We start from the raw sequence: 19,572 nt of genomic DNA on the forward strand, positions 1-19,572 counted from the left end.
GTATGGATCCCAACCAATTCACGCGCATCGCCGGCGGCCAGCCCCACCCGCTGGGCGCGGTCAGCGACGGCCTGGGCGTGAACTTCGCGGTGTTCTCGGCCAACGCCACGCGCGTCGAGCTATGCCTGTTCGACGCGCGGGGCCGCAAGGAACTACGCCGCTTCGACCTGCCGGAATGTACCGACGAGATCTGGCACGGCTACCTGCCGGACGCGCATCCCGGGCTGGTGTACGGTTACCGCGCCCACGGCCCGCATGACCCGCGCAATGGCCACCGCTTCAATCCCCACAAGCTGCTGCTGGATCCCTACGCGCGGCAGCTGACCGGGCCCTTGCATTGGAGCGACGCGCTGTTCGGCTATCGCATGAAGCATGCGCGCGCCGACCTCGGCATGGACCGGCGCGACAGCGCGCCCGCCATGCCCAAGGCCATCGTGGCCGAGGAGGCTCCGTTCACCTGGGGCAACAGCCGGCCGCCGGCCACGGCCTGGAACGATTCCGTGATCTACGAAGTCCACGTGCGCGGCGCGTCCATGCTGCGTGCAGACCTGCGCCAGCCCTTGCGCGGCACCTGCTCCGCCCTGGCGGATCCGCGCTTCATCGAACACCTGCAGCGCCTGGGCGTCACCGCCGTGGAGTTGCTGCCGGTGCATGCGTTCCTGCAGGACCGCTTCCTGGCCGAACGCGGCCTGCGCAACTACTGGGGCTACAGCACGCTGTCGTACTTTGCGCCGGAGCCCGCCTACCTGCAGCACAATCCGAACGAACTGCGCCAGGCCATACGCCGCCTGCACGCCGCCGGCATCGAGGTCATCCTGGACGTGGTCTACAACCACACCTGCGAGGGCAACGAACTCGGACCCACGCTTTCGTGGCGGGGCCTGGACAATGCCAGCTACTACCGGCTGGTGCCGGGCGATGAACGCTATTACATCAACGACACCGGCTGCGGCAACACCGTCAACCTGTCGCACCCGCGCGTGCTGCAGATGGTCACGGATTCGCTGCGCTACTGGGCGCAGTCCTATGGCGTAGACGGCTTCCGCTTCGACCTGGGCGTGACCCTGGGCCGCGAAGGCACCGGCTACGACCCGGGCTCGGGTTTCTTCGACGCGGTGCTGCAGGACCCCGCCCTTGCCCGATTGAAGCTGATTTCCGAGCCCTGGGACGTGGGACCGGACGGCTACCAGCTGGGCAACCATCCGCCCGGCTTCGCCGAGTGGAACGACAAGTTCCGCGACGCCACCCGCCGCTATTGGCGCGGGGATCCGGCCATGCGCGGAGAGATGGCGGCGCGCCTGTGCGGCTCGCGCGACCTGTTCGACCGCCGCCACCGCCGGCCCTGGAGCAGCGTCAACTACGTGGCCTCGCACGACGGCTTCACGCTGGCCGACATCGTCAGTTACGACGCCAGCCACAACGAGGCCAACGGCGAAGGCGGCAACGACGGCCATGCGGAGAACTACAGCCACAACTGGGGCGCGGAAGGTCCAACCGAGGATGCCGCCACCCTCGAAACCCGGAAGCGGGTGCAGCGGGGACAGCTCGCCTGCGTGTTCCTTGCCGATGGCACGCCCATGCTGCTGGCCGGCGACGAGTTCGGCAACAGCCAGGCAGGCAACAACAACGCCTATTGCCAGGACAACGCCGTGTCGTGGTTGGACTGGACCCAGGCGCAGGCCGACCAAGGCCGTGAGCTGGCCCGCTATGTGGCGCGCCTGACTGCATTGCGCCGCGCCCACCCCAGCACGCGCGGCGCGCGCTACGGCGATGCCGGCCAGGAACTCGCGCCCGGCGTGAAGGCCATCTCCTGGTTCGATCCGGCAGGCGCTGAACTGGACGCCGCAGCCTGGGAGTCGGAGGATAACGCCATGGCCCTGCGCCGTGCCGCCTGCCGCGAGGACGGCAGCGTCGACGTGACGCTGCTGCTGCTGAATCCCGGCGCGGAGGATACGGTGTTCCACGCGCCGCCGCCCGCGCTGGCGTGGATCCGCGAGCTGGATTCCGCCACGCAGGCGCCTGCCGCGCCCCTGGCGGATGCCGCCGTCACGGTGGCCGCGCGCAGCGTGGCGCTGCTGGCGTCGACCTATGTGCCTGGAGAACCGCCATGACACCAACCTATGCGTCCGGCGCCATGCCGCTGGAAAGCGGCGTCACGCGCTTTCGCCTGTGGGCGCCGACCGCGCCCGCGGGCTTCGCGCTGGAGGTCGAAGGCCATCCTCCCATCGCCCTGCATCCCGGCCCGGACGGCTACGTGCAAGCCGACGTGGACTGCCCCGTCGGCGTCCGCTATCGGTACCGCCTGGATGCGGACACGGCCGCGCCCGATCCGGCCTCGCGCCTGCAGCATGGCGACGTGCACGGCGACAGCATCGTGGTCGCGCCGGATGCCTACCCCTGGCGCTATGGCACCTGGCGCGGACGCCCTTGGGAAGACGCCGTGCTGTACGAAACCCATGCCGGCCTGGAAGGCGGCTATGCGGGCCTGCTGGCGCGGTTGCCGGAGCTGGCGGCGCTGGGCGTGACCTTGCTGGAACTGATGCCCATTGCCGACTTCCCCGGGCCGCGCAACTGGGGCTATGACGGCGTGCTGCCCTATGCGCCCGATACGGCCTATGGCACGCCCGATGACCTCAAGCGTCTGATCGACGAGGCCCACGGCCTGGAGATGGGCGTGATGCTGGACGTGGTCTACAACCATTTCGGACCCGACGGCAATTACCTGCCGCGCTATGCCGCGCCGTTCTTCAGGAAGGACGTCGCCACGCCCTGGGGTGACGCCATCGACTTCCGGCAGCCGGCGGTCAGCCAGTTCTTCAAGGACAACGCGCTGTACTGGCTGACCGAGTACCGTTTCGACGGGCTGCGCCTGGACGCCGTGCACGCGATTGCGGGCCATGAATGGCTGCATGAATTGGCGCAGTACCTGCGGCAGCATATTCCTGCCGAGCGCTACGTGCATCTGGTGCTGGAGAACGACGACAATCGCGCCAGCCTGCTGCAAGGCGATTTCGATGCGCAATGGAATGACGACGCGCATCATGCCCTGCATTGCCTCCTGACTGGCGAGAGCCACGGCTACTACGCCGATTACAGCGCCCAGCCGGCCCAGGCGCTGGCGCGCTGCCTGGCCGAAGGCTGGCTGTACCAGGGGCAGCGTTCGCCCTACCGCGGCGGACAGCCGCGGGGCGAACCCAGCGCCGAACTGCCGCCAAGCGCCTTCGTGCTGTTCCTGCAGAACCATGACCAGACCGGAAACCGTGCGGGCGGCGACCGCCTGGCCAGCCTGGTGGACAGTCCCGCGCGGCTGCGCGCCGCCGTCGCGTTGCAGCTATTGGCGCCGCAGATCCCGCTGATCTTCATGGGCGAGGAACGGGGTGCACGCACGCCGTTCCACTACTTCACCAGCCACGCCGACCCGGCCTTGGCGCAAGCGGTGCGCGACGGCCGGCGGCGCGAGTTCTCGCGCTTTCCCGAATTCCAGGGCGCAGGCGCGCTGTTCGACCCGAACGATCCCGCGACCTACCAGGCCAGCAAACCGCGGGCCAGCGCCGCGGACGCGCATGCCTGGATGCGGGACTACGCGGTGCTGTTGCATCTGCGCGCCCGCCTGATCGCGCCACGGTTGGCCGGCGCGGTCAGCCTGGGCGCGGCCGCCATCGGCGAGCGTGGCGTGTTCGCGCGCTGGGAGCTGGCGGGCGGCGCGCACCTGACGGTCTATGCGAATTTCGGCCCCGATCGCCTGGCGCTGCCCAAGGCCTTGCAGGCCGGCGCCGAGGCCTATGCCACGCTGCTCTTCGAATCCGTGGCCGGCGCGCGCGACGCGCTGGTCCAGGGCGAGGTGTGCGGCGACAGCACCGTGTGGCTGCTGGAGGAGCCGGCATGACCGCCGCGCCTTGCGACGATCCGGCCTTGTCCGCGCTGGCCGCCAAAGCCGGCATCGGCGAACACTGGACCGACGCGCGCCAGCGTCCGCAGCGGGTGTCGCCGGATACCTTACGGTTGTTGCTGGAGGGCATGGGCCTGCCGGCGGGCAACGCCCATGACATCCGCGATAGCGACCATCGCCTGGGCTTGGAGCTTCGGGCCCGGCTGCCGCCCCTGCTGGTCGCGCGCAGCGGCATGGCGGCGTTTCTGCCCGATTGCGCGCGTGGCCGCTACCGCATCGTGTGCGAGTCCGGGCAGACCTGCGACGGCGAGGTTGCAGAGGACGGCAGCCTGGTCGCACCGCTGGAGCCCGGATATCACACGCTGCAAATGGCGTGCGGCGAAACCGTGCTCGCGGTGGCGCCCCGCCAGGCGCCCGCCCTGGACGATCTCACCGATGGCGCGCGGTCCCGCGCCTGGGGGCTGTGCGCGCAGGTCTACAGTCTCAGGCGCGATGCCCGCCAACCTGGCGACGGCGGCTACGGCGACTTTGCGGCCGTGCGCGAACTGGCCGCCGCTGCCGCGGCCGAGGGCGCGGACGCGCTCGCCATCAGCCCGGTGCACGCCATGTTCGCCGCGCAACCTCAGCGCTGCAGCCCCTACGCGCCTTCCAGCCGCTTGTTTCTGAACACCCTGTACGCAGACCCCGCCGCCATCCTCGGTGACGATGCCTTGCGCCGGGCGCTGGCCGAGTTGGCCGCTCCGCCGCCCGCAATGGACTTGATAGATTGGCCATCGGCCGGGACATGGCGGCAGCGCCTGCTGCGCGCGCTGCACCGCCAGTTCCGCACAATCGGTCCGGCGGATGTCCGCCAACGCTACGAGGCCTTCTGCGTCCGGCGCGGCAAGGCGCTGCGCGACCACGCCGTATTCGAAGCCCTGCATGCCGCCCAGGCCGCGCATGGCACAGGTAGCCTGCCCTGGACGCAATGGGCCGCCGGCCTGCGCGATCCGGACTCGTCGGAAGTCGAACGCTATGCGCGGCAGCATCCGGTCGAGGTCGACTTCCATCGGTATGCCCAATGGCTGGCTGCCGAAAGCTTGGACCACGCGCAGGAAGCGGCGCGGCGCGCCGGCATGCGCGTGGGTCTGATCGCCGACCTGGCCGTGGGCGACAGTCCGGACGGCAGCCACGCCTGGAGCCGCCAGACCGATCTGATGCCGGGACTGTCCATCGGCGCGCCGCCCGACATCCACAATCCGCAAGGACAGAACTGGAACCTGGCCGCGTTCTCGCCGCGCGCGATGCATGCCCAAGGCTACGCGGCCTACATCGACATGTTGCGCGCCGCTCTGGCCCACGCCGGCGGCCTGCGCATCGACCACATCCTGGGCATGGCGCGGCTGTGGCTGGTGCCCGATGGGCTGGCCGCCGGCGCGGGCGCCTATCTGCGCTTTCCGCTGCGCGAACTGCTGGCGCTGACGACGCTGGAGGCTTGGCGCCACCGCGCGCTTGCCATCGGCGAAAACCTGGGTACGGTGCCTGAAGGGTTCAATCTCGAGTTGGCGGATCACGGCATCCTGGGCATGAATGTGCTGTGGTTCATGCGCCAGGAGCCCGATGCGGAGGCGCCGCCGTCCGCACGCTCCTTGCCGGCGCCTTTTCTTGCCGCCGAAGACTGGCCCGGCCAGGCCGTGGCCATGACCTCGACGCACGACCTGCCCACCTTGCGCGGCTGGTGGGCGGAGCGCGACATCGACCTGCGCGCCGAACTGAACCTGCTGGGCGGCGGCGATGACGCAGCCACGCTGCGGCGCAACCGGCGCATGGACCGCGGTTTGCTCGCGCAAGCCTTGGGCTGCGCCGCCGAGCCTGCGCAGCCCCCCCTGGAGGACATGTTGCGCTTCGTGTCTTCCAGCCCTTGTCCCCTGCTGCTCGTGCCCATGGAAGACCTGGCGGGCGAACTCGAACAGCCCAACCTGCCCGGCACCGTGGACCAGCATCCCAATTGGCGCCAACGCCTGGCCGCGAGCAGCGCGGCGTGCTTCGCCGACCCGGCGGTGCAGGCCCGGCTGCAAGCCCTGCGCACGGCACGGGGCCGGCCATGACCATGCCGCGCGCCACGGCCCGCCTGCAACTGCATGCCGGCTACACATTGGACGACGCCCGCGCCTGCGTGGACTACTACGCGGACCTGGGAGTAAGCCACCTCTACCTGTCGCCCATCACCTGCGCCCGCCCTGGGTCCACACATGGTTACGACGTCATCGACCATGGCGCGGTCAATCCCGAATTGGGCGGAGAATCCGCGCTGAAGGACCTGGCCCAGGCCACCCGCCGGCGCGGACTGGGCCTCATCGCGGACATCGTGCCCAACCACATGGCGGCCCACCCTGCCAATGCCTGGTGGCGCGATGTGCTCGAACACGGCGCCGCAAGCGCGCATGCGCGCTGCTTCGATATCGACTGGGACGCGCTGGACCCTGCGCTGCGCGGCAAAGTCCTGTTGCCCATCCTGCCCGAACCCTACGGCGTGGCGCTGGCGCAAGGCGCAATGGCGCTGCGCCACGACGCCGATGCCGGGCGCATCGAACTGGAGGTCTCGGGGCTGCGCTATCCCTTGGCCCCGGGGTCGCTTCCATGCGGCCTGGACCCGCGGACCTTGCTGCGCCGCTGCGACCCGGCGCGCACGGCTGGCCGCGAGCGCCTGCATCGTGTGCTGGAAAGCCAGCATTACCGGCTGGCGTGGTGGCGCTGCGCTGCCGACCAGGTCAACTGGCGGCGCTTCTTCGAGATCAGCGAACTGGTAGGCGTGCGGGTCGAGGACGACGCCGTGTTCGATGCCGTGCATGCGCTGGCGCTGCGTCTGTACGCGCAAGGCGTGCTGGACGGACTGCGCATCGACCACATCGACGGATTGGCGGCGCCGGGCGCCTATCTGCGCAGGCTGAACCGCTGCCTGGCCGAAGCCGGAGCGCGTCGACCGCCGTCGTGCAAGCAAGATCAAGCCTATCTGGTGGCCGAGAAGATCCTGGCGCCGGACGAAGCGCCCGATCCCCGCTGGCAGCTGCACGGCACCACCGGCTATGACTTTATGGATCAGGTCGGTGCATTGCTGCACGACCCGCAGGCCGAGGCGCCGCTGCGGGCGTTCTGGCAGATGCTCACGGGCGATCTGCGCACGCCGCAGCGCCAGCTGGAAGCGGCGCGCACGCGCATGCTGCGGCGGCACTTTCCAGCGGAACGCCTGGCGTTGGTCCGCTGCCTGGAACGTTTGGCGCGGCAGGACCGCCGGACCCGCGACTGGTCCGCGCCAGCCATGGACCGCGTGCTGTCCGCGTGGCTGGCAGCTTTTCCGGTGTATCGGACCTATGCCGAGGACGGCGGCCGCAGCGCCGCGGACCGCCAGCGCTGCGATACGGCCGCGCAGCGCGCCGCCAGCCTGCTGCACGCCCTGCCCGGCTCGGCGGACGCGGCCTTGTTGGCGCAGTTGGACCGTTGGCTGGGCGGGAGCCCCATCGGTCCGGCTATGGAGGACCGGGCCGCCACGCCGTGCGCGCGAGCCGAGCCCAAGTCCGCGCAGGCCCTGCGGCGGTTCCAGCAACTGACGCCGCCGCTGGCCGCCAAGGCGCTGGAAGACACACTGTTCTACCGCTACGGCCCGCTGCTGTCGCGCAATGAGGTCGGCGCATCGCCGCAGCGCTTCGCGCTGTCGCCCGAGGCCTTCCAAACCCAGGTCGAGGCCCGCGCGCGCAACTTCCCCCACGCCATGCTAGCCACGGCCACGCATGACCACAAGCGCGGCGAGGATGCGCGCGCGCGGCTCGCGGTGCTCTCGGAAATGCCGCACGCCTGGTGCAAGACCGCGTATCGCTGGATCCAGGCTCTGCCCGATGCGGGCCTGCTTTCCCTGGCCGACCGCTACCTCTTGGTGCAGACGCTGGTCGGCGCGTGGCCCGCCGACCAGGATGCCGACGCCATCGAGCGGCGGCCCGAGAGCGTGGCCGCGTGGCTTGAGCGTGTGGCGCAGTGGCAGCTCAAGGCGCTGCGCGAAGCCAAGCTCCATACCAGTTGGACGGATCCGGATTCCGCCTACGAGGCCGCTGCGCGCGGCGCGCTGGAGTACCTGCGGGACACGCTCCCGGGGCGACGCCTGCTGGCCGCGATCGCTGCCTGCGCGCTGGAACTGGCCCCCGCCGGCATGATCAACAGCATGGCCCAGATGCTGTTGCGCAACACCTTGCCCGGCATGCCGGACCTGTACCAGGGGACGGAGCTCTGGGACTACAGCCTGGTCGACCCCGACAACCGGCGCGCGGTGGACTATCCGCTGCGTGTCGCCATGCTGGCCCGCGCTCGCGCTAGCGCCGCCTTCCCTCCTGGCGCGGCGGACTGGCGCAGCGGCGCCGTCAAGCAGGCGCTGGTCCAGCGCCTGCTGGCGGCGCGGGAGCGCCATCCGGCATTGTTCGCGCAAGGAACGTGCGTCCCTCTGGCTGTCACGGGCACGCAAGCGCAGCACGCCGTGGCCTGGCTGCGGCGTCATGAAGAAGACGAATGCGCCCTGATCGTCGCGCCGCGCTTGTGCGCCCTGCGCCTGTCAGGTTACGCACGCGGCGAGCCCTTGACGGCCCGGGAATTCTGGGCCGACACCGCGCTTTGCCTGCCCGATGCCGTAAGGGGCTTGGCGTGGCTCGATGCAATGGGCCGGAAAATCGGACAGACAGGCCCGGATGGCGCGCTGCCCTTGTCGACATTGCTGCGCGACCTGCCTGTTGCGCTGTGCCTGTCGACGGCCGCCTGAGATCGCGATGCCTGCGTGCCGCGCTCGGACGCGCGAACGGCCTTGTCCGCCCACAGCGGGACAAGGCCGTCTTACCGCGATTACCCGCCCGACTGGAGGGCCCGGAACACGCGGTCTATGAGTCAGCGCGGCATCTTGCTTTGCTGGCCCGGGTTCTGGCCAGGTTGCTGCCGATCCTTATCGGCATGCTGGCCGGATTGGCCGGGCTGCTGCCCGGGCTGATTGCGGTCCCTGGGGTTTTCCTGGGCCTGTTGCTTCTGCTGCTGCTTTTGCTGGTCGGGCTGGTTCTGATTGGGCATTGCAAGTCTCCTGGAAGGCGGAAAAAGCTCCGCCATACCTACTACAGCAACCCGCGTGCCCAAACCCGCGCAGCCGTCACCGCCCGCGGTCGCGCGCACGGGGGGACGCAAGGACCGCCGGTAAAGTCCGGCCCTGCCGGTAAAAAATACGCTTGGCGGCCCGCCTTATTGGGTCGTCGCGTGGCGCTTGCCGCGCGCCGACTGCGGCTCCTGCGCGGAAGCGTCGTAGGCGTCGAGCCAGGACGACGCATAGGCGGCGGGCGCGGCCAGCGGTTCGCCCTGGTCGCGCTGCGTGCGCAGCCGCACCATCAGCTCGTCCAGCGGCATGGGGCGCCCCAGCGCGAAGCCCTGGCCGTAGCGGCAGCCGGCAGCCCGCAAGGCAGGAATGTCCGCCACGTTCTCGACGCCCTCGGCGACCACCCGGCGGCCCAGCCGGTTCGCCAGTTCCGCGGCGGTGCGCAGCACTTCGAAGGCGACCGCGCTGCGGCGCATGCGCGTGACGAAATACTGGTCGATCTTGACCTCGGACAGCGGCAGCGCCGACAGCAGCTTCAACGAGGCGTGGCCGGTGCCGAAATCGTCCAGGCTGACCTCGCAGCCGGCATTTTCCAGCTTCAGCAGCGTGGCGCGCAGCACGTCGAGTTCGCGGATGGGCTGGTCCTCGGTCAGTTCCACCCGCACCAGCGACGCGGGCAGCTCCGCCGCATAGATGCGGTCCAGCAGGAAGTCGACCGCGGCCTCGTCCGACAAGGTGGAGGCCGGCGCGTTGATGGCCACGGGTATTGCGATGCCGGCGCGCCGCATCGTCAGCAGCATGTCGATCACCCGCAGGCAGACGCGTTCGAAAAGGACTTTGTCCAGTCCCAGCCGGTTGACCGCCGGGATGAAGTCGGAGGGCATGATGACGCCCAGGCGTCGATGCCGCCAGCGTGCCAGCGCTTCGGCCGACACGATCCGGCCTGTCAGCAGGTCCACCTGCGGCTGCAACAGCATGCGCAGGCCATCCTTGCCGGTGATCATGGCGGCGATCTCGTCGTCGCTCGCCACCGAGTCTGTGGAAGCCTCGTGATTCGACATCATGTCGACACTCCTTGCGCGCCCCTGGGCGAAAACCTGCGCTGTCCGGGCGCAGAATGAGGCACATTGGACTGAGTATTCCCAGCTACAGCGCTTTTTGTATGCTATTTCCAGACTTTGTTCCAGGCAATTCTGCGCCGCTGCGGCGGCAAAGTCACATATATGTATCCATACGTATTAAGCTGCTCGGATTCATGAATGAGCCCGGCTCTTCCCGGACGCGCCGCCGCCCTTGCCGAAATGCCTTGTCGACATGGTAGGGTTTGCGTCGTTCGCCCTGCCGGGCCCACTGCTACTGCTGCATTCCTAGCGTGAAGAACCTGCTTTCCCGTTGGCGCGCCTCCCTGCGCAACGTCTTGTGGCTGGACGCCCTCCAAGCCGCGGCCATCAGCGCCGCGCCCGTCATCCTGGCCGTGCTGGCGCACGAGCCGCGTTTGGGCTGGAGCGCCATCGCGGCGTTTTGGGCCTGCTTCGGCGATCCGGGCGGGCCGCTGCGCCAGCGCGCGGGCGCGATGTTGGCGCTGGGGCTGATAGGGGCGCTGTTCTGCTTCCTGGCCAGCGTCAGCGCGGCCCATCCGTGGCTGCTGCTGCCGCTGACCTTCGTGTGCTGCACCTTCGGCGGCCTGCTGCGCGTGCTGGGGCCGGCCGCGGCCATCGTCGGCACCCTGCTGTCCGCGGGCTTCGTGGTGGCGGCCGAACTGCCCGCCCCAACCTGGTCAGAAAGCCTGTCGTACACGCTGTTTTTCCTGGCCGGCGCGGCCTGGGCCATCGTGATGACGGCGCTGGTGTGGCGCAGGCGGCCATGGAAGGACGCCACCCACGCGGTCGCGCACTGCTACCGCGGGCTGGCGGACTTTGCCGACGCATTGGCCCGCATGTATTCCGGGCTGGCGCCGGCGGCCAATCCGCAGGACTGGAGCGCCGTCACGCGCCCGCAGCGCAGCGCCCAGCGCGCGGCGCTGGAAGCCGCGCGCACGCGCATCCGCGAAGTGCAGGACGCGCGGCCTTCGCGCCGCGCCCGCGCGCACCAGCTGCTGTACCTGCTGGACAACGCCGAGGACAGCTTCATCGCGCTGGTGGCCGCGGCCGACCTGCTGGAATCGAATGCGCCGCGCTGGCTGGGCCGCGGCGCGGGCGCCCATCTGTCGCACGCGCTGCACCGCTACGCCAGCCTGTGCAATGCCATCGCCAGCACGTCGGATGTCAATGACGCCAAGCAGGCGCAGTGCCTGCGCGAACGCCTGGCCCATTACAGCGCCGGCCTGCACGAGCTGCGCGGCGGCGCCTTGGCCCACGCGCCCGAGCTGGCCACCATGGTGCCGGTGCTGGACCGCCTGCTGCACACGGCGCAGGCCGTCACCCAGTCCCTGTTCGACCAGGGCGACGCGCCCGCGGCGCCCGCGCGCCAACGCCGCGCAGCCAGCCGCGCGCAAGAAGCCTGGCGCGCCTTGCGGCAGAACCTGAGCTTCGAATCCGACGCGTTCCGCCACGCGCTGCGCGTGGGCGTGGGCGCCACCATCGCGGTGGCGCTGTCCAAGACTTTCGCCGTCAACCATGGCTACTGGATGTCGTTGACGCTGGTCTTCATCCTGCAGCCCTACTTCGCGACCACCTGGCAGCGCACGCTGGAACGCGTGGCCGGCAGCGTGGCCGGTGCCATCGGCGCATCGCTGCTGGGGCTGTTCCTGAGTACGCCCTTGTCCGTGGCCCTGGCGGTGCTGCCCATCGCCTTGGGCACGTTCGCCGCGCGCACCATCCATTACGCGCTGTTCACGTTCTTCCTGACTTCGCAGTTCGTGCTGGTCACCCACATCCAGCAGCCCGAGATCCAGGAGCCGATGCTGGCGGCCCTGCGCGCCTTCAACAGCGTGCTGGGCGGCATCCTGGCGCTGCTGGTGGGCTTTCTGGTCTGGCCCGAGAAGGAGCCGCGGCAGCTGGCCGGCGCCCTCAGCCTGGCGCTGGAGCGCCACGCAGCCTATGCGCGCGCCCTGCTGCGCGCCAAGAGCGGCGATGCCGGCGCCGGACAGGACATCGTGGCGCTGCGCCGCATGGCCTGCCTGTCGGCCGACAATGCGCAAGCCTCCTTGCAGCGGCTGCAGCAGAACCCTGTGCATCGCGACCGCAATGTGGCCACGGCGGAAAACCTGCTCAATGCGATGCGCCGCGTCACGGCGGCGGGTACCGTGCTGGAGATACAGCCTGCGCTGCCCGCCGGATCGCCCGCGGCCCAGGCGCTCTCCGAGTACGGCCCGGCGCTGGCGCACGCACTGCATCCGCAGCAGCCCGCGCCAGGTTCCAGTGACCGCCAGTTGGCCGTGCCTGCAGCGGTATCCGCGGGCTATCCGGAACTGGCGGGCCCGCTGGACCGCATCGCGCAACAGGCGCGTCAGTTGCGCCAATTGCGCGAGCGTGTGGAACGCGCCCCTGCCGCGCCCTAGCCGCCCGTTTGCGCAAGCCCCGGCGAACTGCGCCGGGCTTGACGCGCATCAAGGGCGAAAAGGCCGAAAAGCGTAACCATATGCTCATGGCACGCTTAAACAAGGAGGCCTTCATGTACCGCCGCATTTCCGTCCACCTGGACCACGGATTCGACTGCAAACGCCGCATTGAAGCTGCCCTGGCCCTGGCCAAGCGCCACAAGGCCGAGCTGGTCGGCATCTACGCCAACGCCGCCCCGCCGCAGTATTACTACGGCGAGTCCGTGCTCATGTCGCGTTCGCTGGGCATCATCAAGGAATTGCAGGCGCAGAGCCGCGAGTCGGTGGAAACCGCCTTCCTGGAAGCCGCGGCCGAAGCGGACGTGCCCGCCTTCATGCGCGCCGGCACCTCCTCGCCCAGCGAGACCGTGGCGCTGCTGGGCCGCACCACCGACCTGATCGTGGTCAGCCAGGAAAACCGCGAAGACGTCGAAGCCGCGCACGAGATCGAGTTCGTCGAGCAGACCCTGCTGACGGCGGGCCGGCCGGTGCTGGCGATTCCGTCCAGCGGCGAATTCCCGGTCATCGGCGACCGCGTGCTGTGCTGCTGGGACGGCAGCCGCGAAGCCGCCCGCGCGCTGGCCGATGCGGCGCCAATATTGCGCCTGGCCTCGCACATGACCGTGCTGACCATGAACGAAGGCGCCGCCAGCCCCAAGCACGAAGCGCCGTTCGAGGACCTGGCCTCGTATTGCGTGGCGCAGGGCATGCCGGTGCCGGATCACGTGCGCCGCGACATCAAGGGCGTAGGCGTGGGCAGCACCATCCTGAACGCCGCCGCCGACCATAGCGCGGACCTGATCGTCATGGGCGCCTACGGCCACAGCAAGCTGCGCCAGTGGGCGCTGGGCGGCGCCACCGCGTCCATCCTGAAGAGCATGACCGTGCCGGTCATGTTCTCGCACTAGGCCCTATCGGCTACCCCCGGCGCACGGGGGTCAGCACCGGCTTGCCGGCGAAGTGCGCCGTGGCGTTGTCCAGGAACAGCGCCACGGTGGCGTGCACCGCTTCCGGCGAACGCCCCGCGCTGTGCGGGGTCAGCACCACATTGTCGAGCGCGATGAGCGCCTGCGGCACCTCGGGCTCGCCGTCCACCACGTCCAGGCCCGCGCCCGCAATGCGGCGCCCGGCCAATGCTGCGATCAGCGCCTGGGTGTCGACCACGCTGCCGCGCGCGATGTTCACCAGATAGCCTTGCGGCCCCAGTGCATCCAACACCTGCGCGTCCACCAGGTGGCGCGTGTCCGCCCCGCCCGGCGTCGCCACCACCAGGAAATCGGAGGCCGCGGCCAGCGCGCGCGGGCTGTCGAAATAGGCATAGCCCGATTCCGGGCGGGCGTTGCGGCTGTAATAGCCCACGCTCATGCCGAAGCCGTTGGCGCCGCGCCGCGCGATTTCCAGTCCGATGGTGCCCAAGCCCAGGATGCCCAGGCGCTTGCCGCTGATCTGAGGTCCCATGAAGCCGCCCCAGTGGCCCTGGCGCACCGAGGCGTCGGCCTGCGGCAGGCGCCGCGCCGCGCCCAGCAGCAGCGCCATGGCATGGTCCGCCACCGACACCGCATTCGCGCCCGGACCGTGGGTCACGGCGATCCCGCGCTCGGCCGCCGCGGCCAGATCGATGTTTTCGTACCCCACGCCCAGGGAACACGCGATCTCCAGATTGGGCATCGCCGCCATTTCCTGCGCACACAGGCCGGTGGCGCCGCGCGTGAGCACGATGCGGATCTCGGCGCCGTGGTCGCGGATCGCCTCGGCGCGCGCCTCGGCCGTGGGCGCAAAAATCGCGCGAAAACCGCGCGCTTCGATTTCGGGCAGGTAGTCCTGCACGCTTTCTATCAAGACAAGCAAGGGGATGGTCATATCGGGAATGCCGCGGATCGCGGAGGGCTGCACAAAAACCCGGCGATCTTACGCCTGGGGGCAAGCGCGCGCCACCCGGCGGTCCGCCCGGCGGGCGTCCTGGCAGCCGGACGGCCGCGCCAGGCGCCCGGCGCGGCCGGCGCAGGCCTGTTCCCGACCGTGCGCCGCTACAAGCGGCCGGTCAACAGCATCACGATCAGGACGATCAGCAGGATGCCCAGTATGCCGCTGGGGTAATAGCCCCAGCCACGGCTATGCGGCCAGGCCGGCACGGCGCCGACAAGCAGCAGGATCAGGATAATCAGCAGGATGGTCGACATGAAGACTCCTCGGTTCTTATGGGGATGGAGAGGCGTGTTCCGCCCGGGCCGGATTCAGGGGCTGGGCGGCGTGATTTCCTTGACGGGCGGCGACAAGGGCGGAAGATCCACGTCCGGCTCGTCGGTATCCGGATCCACAGGCAGGTCCCCGGGGGGCGACCCTGGCGGTATCGGATCTGGCTTGGGCGGAACGTGCAGGTAGTACGAGTACGCGATGTGCATGGCGGTCTCCGCGGAAAAGTTCATCACCCGCTCAGCAAGCCGCGTGCCCGCCCCGCGGCACACGCCTGCGGGCACGCGGAATGCTGCTGGCAGCGTCCCGTCACCAGGCTGCCGCAGACAAGATGAAGCCGAGTTCCGAAGCGCCGCGCGCCCCAGGCAACGCGGCCCTGGTCTACTACGACGATAGCCGGGCAGGCTATGCGCGGGTCCGCGTCAATGGCCACGCCTTCCAATATGTGGACGCACGCGGCAGGCGCATACGCAATACGCGGGAAATCAAGCGCATCGAGGCCCTGGCGATACCGCCGGCCTATGAACAGGTGTGGATCTGCCCGTCCCCGTTCGGCCACCTTCAGGCCACCGGACGCGATGCCCGCGGCCGCAAACAATACCGCTACCACCCGGACTGGACCGCCGTGCGCGATGCGAGCAAATACCAGAGCCTCGCGGCCTTCGGCCTGGCCCTGCCGCGCATACGGCGCCAGGTCGAGCGCGACCTGCGCACCATCGGGTTGTCGCAGAACAAGGTGATAGCCGTACTGGTGCGCCTGCTGGAGACCACGCTGGTGCGCATCGGCGCGCGCGAGTACGCCCGGGCCAACAAATCCTATGGCCTGACCACGCTAAAGCGGCGCCACGCCAGCGTGACGGGCGACCGGTTTCGTTTCCGCTTCCAGGGCAAGAGCGGCGTGGCCCATGACGTCAGCGCCGCGGACCGGCGCGTGGCGCGCATCATCAAGCGCTGCCTGGACATACCCGGCCAGCAGCTGTTCCAGTACCTGGACGAGGACGGCGCCAGCCATGCGGTGGACTCAGGCGCGGTCAATGCCTATTTGCGCGAAGCCGGTGCGGGAGACTTCACGGCGAAGCATTACCGGACCTGGGCAGGCTCCGTCATGGCCTACGCGGCGCTGCAGGCGAGTCCCGGCGAGAGCCCCGCCCTGGCGCAGAAGACGGTGGTGGAAGTGATCAGGCAGGTCGCGCGGCGCCTGGCCAATACGCCGGCCGTGTGCCGGGCCTGCTATGTACACCCGGCCATTCTGGCCGCCTATCTGGAGGGCACGCTACCCGCGCGCTCAGCCGCGCCGCAGGCGCCGCGTGGGCTCGACGCGGACGAACGCCGCTTGCTGGCATTTTTGCGCGAGCAGGCCGCCTGAGGCGGCAAACGCCGCCCAGGAATCACAGGATCGAAGAGCGCGCGTTCCTGGCCCGCGGCTGCGGCGCGGAACCGTCCGCCCAGTTCGACTCGGTGCGCGTATCTGCCACGATCCGCTTGTCGCGCGCAGCCTCGTCCGGGGTCGAGGCGTCTGGTTTATCCGGTCTGCGCGGAACATCGACGAGCGCGCGCGGCGGCAGTATCTTAGCGTTGTCTTCCGGCCGCTTGCCGGCCTGCGCCGGTTTCGCCGATCCGGGTACGGATGCTGGTTTCATGCCTGGCTCCTGTGGTCGCTCCCCGAGGGGGTCTGAATCCCCATGCTACGGCTCCAGGCCGCCCGCGGCATCGCCGCGCGGCATCAAATTGCAAGCGGATGTGGCCTGGCACCAGGCATGCCGGTTGCGGCGCGTACCGGGCACACACAAGGAGATGCAATGCGAGACCCAAATTTCGAGCAATGTGTGCAAGCCTGCTACGAATGCGCCGTCGCCTGCGACATATGCGCCTCCACGTGCCTGCAGCAGAACCCGGTACGCATGCGGCGATGCATCGCGCTATGCACCGATTGCGCCGCCGTCTGCCGGCTGTGCGCGGCCATGCTGGCGCGCGATGGCGAGTTCGCCAATGCGCTATGCACCTTGTGCGCGCTCATATGCGACGCAGGCGCGCGCGAGTGTTCGCCGCACGAAGCGGAGCATTGCCAGGTCTGCGCAGGCGCGTGCCTGGGCTGCACGCTGGCCTGCCGCGACATGCTGGAGGCCTGAAACCTCCCGATCCGCCGCGCGGCCGCCCGGGCCGGCCCGCGCAGGCGCATTTTCCGCCCGACAGCCAGGAGCTACCGATGGCCTCTACCAACACCCCCCTGCCCTCCGACTTTCCGGAGAACGGCCCGGACAACCGCGGCGCGCACAGGCGTGCCCGGCACCCGGAAGCCTGGATCGACGATCTGGAGGCCACGCTCAGCGACGCCTCCGCGACCGATCTGGAGGCGCTCAAGGCACGCCTTTCCGAACAGCTGCACGCCACGCGGCGCAGCCTGCGCGACGCTTCCGACCATGCCGGCGACCTGATGCGCGAGACCATAGACTGCACCGAGGAGTACATCCACGCGCGGCCCTGGCAGGCGATCGGCCTGGTCGCCGCAGCGGCCTTCCTGTTCGGCGTGGTGGTGGGCCGGCAGTAGCCGCGGCCTGCAGGGTCGGCCGGGCATGGCATTTGCTCGGCAAAGGACGAGGCGCCTGCCGCGCCTGTCCCTCAGGAGACCCGCAATGAGCAAGCCCGATCATGCCGACACCGGCGCCCGCCCGCATCCCACGCCACCCATGCCGGCCCAGCATCTGGAGAAACCGGGGCAGGAAGCCGACATGGTGCTCAAGCCCCAGTATCAGGCGCCGCAGTACAAGGGTAGCGGCAAGCTCGAGGGCATGGTCGCCCTGGTGACGGGCGGCGATTCCGGCATAGGCCGCGCGGTCTGCCTGCTGTACGCGCGCGAAGGCGCCGACGTGGCCGTGGTCTATCTCAACGAGCATGAAGATGCCGAAGGCACTCGGCGCGCCGTGGAAAGCGAAGGTCGGCGTTGCCTGTTGATTCCGGGCGACGTGCAGGACGCCGCATTCTGCGGGCAGGCAGTGGAACGGACGATCCGGGAATACGGCAAGCTCGACGTGCAGGTGAACAACGCCGCCTATCAGCAGCATACCGACACGCTGCCCGAGATCAGCGACGAGAAATGGGACAAGACGCTGCGCACCAACATCACCGCCTATTTCCAGATGGCGCGCGCGGCGCTGCCGCACCTGCACGCGGGTGCTTCCATCATCAATACTGGGTCGGTCACGGGCCTGCGCGGCAGCGCCAAGCTGTTGGACTACTCCACCACCAAGGGCGCAATCCATGCCTTCACGCGATCGCTGGCCGCCAATCTCGCCGGCAAGGGCGTGCGCGTGAACGCGGTGGCGCCGGGCCCGGTGTGGACGCCGCTGAATCCCGCGGACCAGAGCCCCGGGAAGATCAAGGAATTCGGCAAGCACACGGACCTGGGGCGTCCGGCGCAGCCCGAGGAAATCTCTCCGGCCTATGTCTTCCTGGCCTCGCCCGTGTGCGCCAGCTACATCACCGGCATCGTCCTGCCCATCACGGGCAGCGCGGGCGACTGAGGCCCGTGGCTTGCCGCGTTCCGCTATTTCGCCGGCGCGATCGATGCGGGCGCCTCGCGCGACGCGGGCGAAACGGCCGGCGCTTCGCCCTTCACGGCGGGCTGGATCTTGTCCGGGTCGGCGGGCGGCGTGCCCTGCAGCTGGCGGCCCATCGCCAGGTGTTCGGCCAGCATGGGCAGCGCGCGCACCGCGAAATCGCGCACCTGCGCATCCTTGGACTCGCGCGCCGCGGTCTGGTACAGGCGGTTGGCGGTGGTGTGCGCGTCCACGGCCACCTTCTCGATGTAGAGCGCATCGAAATCCGGGCCGGTCCTGTTGCCCAGTTGTTCCAGGGTGCCGCGGTCGGGTTCGGACGGTTCTCCTGGAAGCTTTACCTGTTTGGCCTCGGCCAGGGCCTTCAGTTCGGCGTTCATGCCGCTGTACCGCTCCCGCATCTTTGCCGCGTAGGCCTTGATGTCGGCGTCACCCGCGCGCTTTTGCGCCAGCTCCGCCGCCTTGACCTCGAACATGCCGGACCCCGCCGCCGCCTGCAGGAAGCGCGCTTCCGGTTCCGCCAGTTCCTGCGCTTGCACGCCGCCGAGCACGCCCGGCGCGGCCAGCAGGCAAAGTGCCACGATGCCGCACAGCCATAGCGTCTTCTTCATGTCCTTCTCCCTAGGCCTGGTTCGCCATCGTCGGCGCTTCCACATGCCGCGGCGGCGTCAAGGGGTCGAAGTCTTCCCATTTGCCCTTCAGCCAGCGGCCCTGCGCGCGCTCGATGTCCTTGCCGCCCGCCTGCTTCAGCACGGTCCTTGCCAGCGCGTCGCGGTCCGGCGCCACGTGCAGCGCCAGCATCACGCCGGCCTGGCGCACGGCCGGATGCGTTTCGGTAGTCGCCTGGGGCGTGCGGCGGCCGCGCCCGACCACCCATAGGGCGCCCGCCAGCGCGCCGAGATAGGCGCCCACGCCGGCGGAGGCGATGACGATCAATACCGATGCACCAACCCGGGCGGCAATCAGGCCGCCCAGCAGCGCGAACACCAGGCCCAGCGCGGAGGCGCCGGCCACCGCGCCGAAATGGCCGCCCTTGGCGTCCGGATCGGCCACGCGGTCGCCACCTATCGGAAAGCGCGCATGTTCACCCGCCGTGTTGATGTAGAAGGTATGGATGTCGTCTTCGGTAAATCCTTCCGCGCACAGCTTGCGCGCAGCCTCGGCGGCGTGGTCGAAAGTGTCGAATCGGGCGGCAACGATCAGGGACATGGCGCTCTCCAACGCGGGAATCAATGCCTGGCGGCCAGCAACTGCCATGCCCGCCCCAGGCATGGCAGTTGCTGGGCATGGCAAGCGGACCGGC

Annotated in this window: 18 protein-coding genes; 10 read left to right on the forward strand and 8 right to left on the reverse strand. The window is 69.5% G+C overall.

The annotated features are described in order from the left end of the window. The first annotated feature begins 2 nt into the window (after nucleotides 1-2). From glgX to treY, 4 genes are read left to right on the forward strand one after another with little or no spacing between them, the layout of a single operon-like run. Nucleotides 3-2,111: a glycogen debranching protein GlgX gene (glgX, locus tag BRO63_RS15400; RefSeq protein WP_088140599.1), complete on the forward strand. Its 2,109-nt coding sequence runs from the start codon at nucleotides 3-5 to the stop codon at nucleotides 2,109-2,111. After that, entirely contained in the window at nucleotides 2,108-3,886 is a 1,779-nt protein-coding gene (treZ, locus tag BRO63_RS15405; protein WP_088140600.1) for a malto-oligosyltrehalose trehalohydrolase, read from the forward strand. The genes glgX and treZ overlap by 4 nt, the downstream gene beginning before the upstream one ends. Then, nucleotides 3,883-5,976, forward strand: a complete 2,094-nt coding sequence (gene malQ, locus BRO63_RS15410; RefSeq protein WP_088140601.1) for a 4-alpha-glucanotransferase — start codon at nucleotides 3,883-3,885, stop codon at nucleotides 5,974-5,976. The genes treZ and malQ overlap by 4 nt, the downstream gene beginning before the upstream one ends. Nucleotides 5,977-5,978: 2 nt before the next feature. After that, the gene (gene treY / locus BRO63_RS15415) at nucleotides 5,979-8,669 is read left to right on the forward strand and encodes a malto-oligosyltrehalose synthase (protein WP_179215121.1); all 2,691 of its coding nucleotides are present in this window, start codon (nucleotides 5,979-5,981) and stop codon (nucleotides 8,667-8,669) included. 122 nt (nucleotides 8,670-8,791) lie between these two features. Here the strand turns inward: treY and BRO63_RS34210 are convergent, their stop codons facing one another. Both BRO63_RS34210 and BRO63_RS15420 read right to left on the reverse strand, forming a co-directional pair. Continuing rightward, the gene (locus BRO63_RS34210) at nucleotides 8,792-8,968 is read right to left on the reverse strand and encodes a hypothetical protein (protein WP_179215108.1); all 177 of its coding nucleotides are present in this window, start codon (nucleotides 8,966-8,968) and stop codon (nucleotides 8,792-8,794) included. A gap of 165 nt (nucleotides 8,969-9,133) precedes the next feature. Beyond that, nucleotides 9,134-10,048 carry an EAL domain-containing protein gene (locus BRO63_RS15420; protein WP_088140603.1) on the reverse strand — a complete coding sequence of 305 codons (915 nt, stop codon included), beginning with the start codon at nucleotides 10,046-10,048 and terminating at the stop codon, nucleotides 9,134-9,136. A 308-nt stretch (nucleotides 10,049-10,356) separates the two neighbouring features. On the opposite strand from BRO63_RS15420, the gene BRO63_RS15425 reads away from it, so the two are divergent. Then, nucleotides 10,357-12,483 (forward strand): FUSC family protein, encoded by a 2,127-nt coding sequence (locus tag BRO63_RS15425; RefSeq protein WP_088140604.1) that lies wholly within the window; start codon nucleotides 10,357-10,359, stop codon nucleotides 12,481-12,483. A gap of 113 nt (nucleotides 12,484-12,596) precedes the next feature. Continuing rightward, a complete protein-coding gene (locus BRO63_RS15430; RefSeq protein WP_088140771.1) occupies nucleotides 12,597-13,430 on the forward strand; it encodes a universal stress protein in 834 nt (277 codons plus the stop codon). 10 nt (nucleotides 13,431-13,440) lie between these two features. On the opposite strand, the gene BRO63_RS15435 is transcribed toward BRO63_RS15430, so the two are convergent. From BRO63_RS15435 to BRO63_RS15445, 3 genes are all read right to left on the reverse strand, one after another. Then, on the reverse strand, nucleotides 13,441-14,382 hold the full coding sequence (locus BRO63_RS15435) for a 2-hydroxyacid dehydrogenase (protein ID WP_088140605.1): 942 nt from the start codon (nucleotides 14,380-14,382) through the stop codon (nucleotides 13,441-13,443). 167 nt (nucleotides 14,383-14,549) lie between these two features. Continuing rightward, the gene (locus BRO63_RS15440; RefSeq protein WP_013393887.1) at nucleotides 14,550-14,702 is read right to left on the reverse strand and encodes a DUF3309 family protein; all 153 of its coding nucleotides are present in this window, start codon (nucleotides 14,700-14,702) and stop codon (nucleotides 14,550-14,552) included. A 54-nt stretch (nucleotides 14,703-14,756) separates the two neighbouring features. Continuing rightward, nucleotides 14,757-14,948 carry a hypothetical protein gene (locus BRO63_RS15445; RefSeq protein ID WP_088140606.1) on the reverse strand — a complete coding sequence of 64 codons (192 nt, stop codon included), beginning with the start codon at nucleotides 14,946-14,948 and terminating at the stop codon, nucleotides 14,757-14,759. Between the two features lie 98 nt (nucleotides 14,949-15,046). Here BRO63_RS15445 and BRO63_RS15450 point away from each other — a divergent pair, with 98 nt between their 5' ends. After that, nucleotides 15,047-16,081, forward strand: a complete 1,035-nt coding sequence (locus tag BRO63_RS15450; RefSeq protein WP_088140772.1) for a DNA topoisomerase IB — start codon at nucleotides 15,047-15,049, stop codon at nucleotides 16,079-16,081. 22 nt (nucleotides 16,082-16,103) lie between these two features. On the opposite strand, the gene BRO63_RS15455 is transcribed toward BRO63_RS15450, so the two are convergent. Continuing rightward, the gene (locus tag BRO63_RS15455; RefSeq protein WP_088140607.1) at nucleotides 16,104-16,355 is read right to left on the reverse strand and encodes a hypothetical protein; all 252 of its coding nucleotides are present in this window, start codon (nucleotides 16,353-16,355) and stop codon (nucleotides 16,104-16,106) included. 159 nt (nucleotides 16,356-16,514) lie between these two features. Between BRO63_RS15455 and BRO63_RS15460 the strand changes: the two genes are divergently transcribed. The 3 genes from BRO63_RS15460 to BRO63_RS15470 all read left to right on the forward strand — a co-directional run bounded on the left by BRO63_RS15460 (nucleotide 16,515) and on the right by BRO63_RS15470 (nucleotide 18,236). After that, entirely contained in the window at nucleotides 16,515-16,844 is a 330-nt protein-coding gene (locus BRO63_RS15460; protein ID WP_088140608.1) for a four-helix bundle copper-binding protein, read from the forward strand. Between the two features lie 77 nt (nucleotides 16,845-16,921). Then, nucleotides 16,922-17,263: a DUF883 family protein gene (locus BRO63_RS15465; protein WP_088140609.1), complete on the forward strand. Its 342-nt coding sequence runs from the start codon at nucleotides 16,922-16,924 to the stop codon at nucleotides 17,261-17,263. 85 nt (nucleotides 17,264-17,348) lie between these two features. Then, nucleotides 17,349-18,236 (forward strand): SDR family oxidoreductase, encoded by an 888-nt coding sequence (locus tag BRO63_RS15470; protein ID WP_088140610.1) that lies wholly within the window; start codon nucleotides 17,349-17,351, stop codon nucleotides 18,234-18,236. Nucleotides 18,237-18,259: 23 nt separating this feature from the next. Here BRO63_RS15470 and BRO63_RS15475 read toward each other — a convergent pair whose 3' ends face one another. Further along, the gene (locus BRO63_RS15475; protein ID WP_088140611.1) at nucleotides 18,260-18,880 is read right to left on the reverse strand and encodes a DUF4142 domain-containing protein; all 621 of its coding nucleotides are present in this window, start codon (nucleotides 18,878-18,880) and stop codon (nucleotides 18,260-18,262) included. A gap of 10 nt (nucleotides 18,881-18,890) precedes the next feature. Beyond that, nucleotides 18,891-19,478 carry a hypothetical protein gene (locus BRO63_RS15480; protein WP_088140612.1) on the reverse strand — a complete coding sequence of 196 codons (588 nt, stop codon included), beginning with the start codon at nucleotides 19,476-19,478 and terminating at the stop codon, nucleotides 18,891-18,893. Between the last annotated feature and the right edge of the window lie 94 nt (nucleotides 19,479-19,572).

Origin of the sequence: Achromobacter xylosoxidans, from assembly GCF_002192695.1 — a bacterium.
Lineage (GTDB): Bacteria > Pseudomonadota > Gammaproteobacteria > Burkholderiales > Burkholderiaceae_B > Achromobacter > Achromobacter xylosoxidans_C.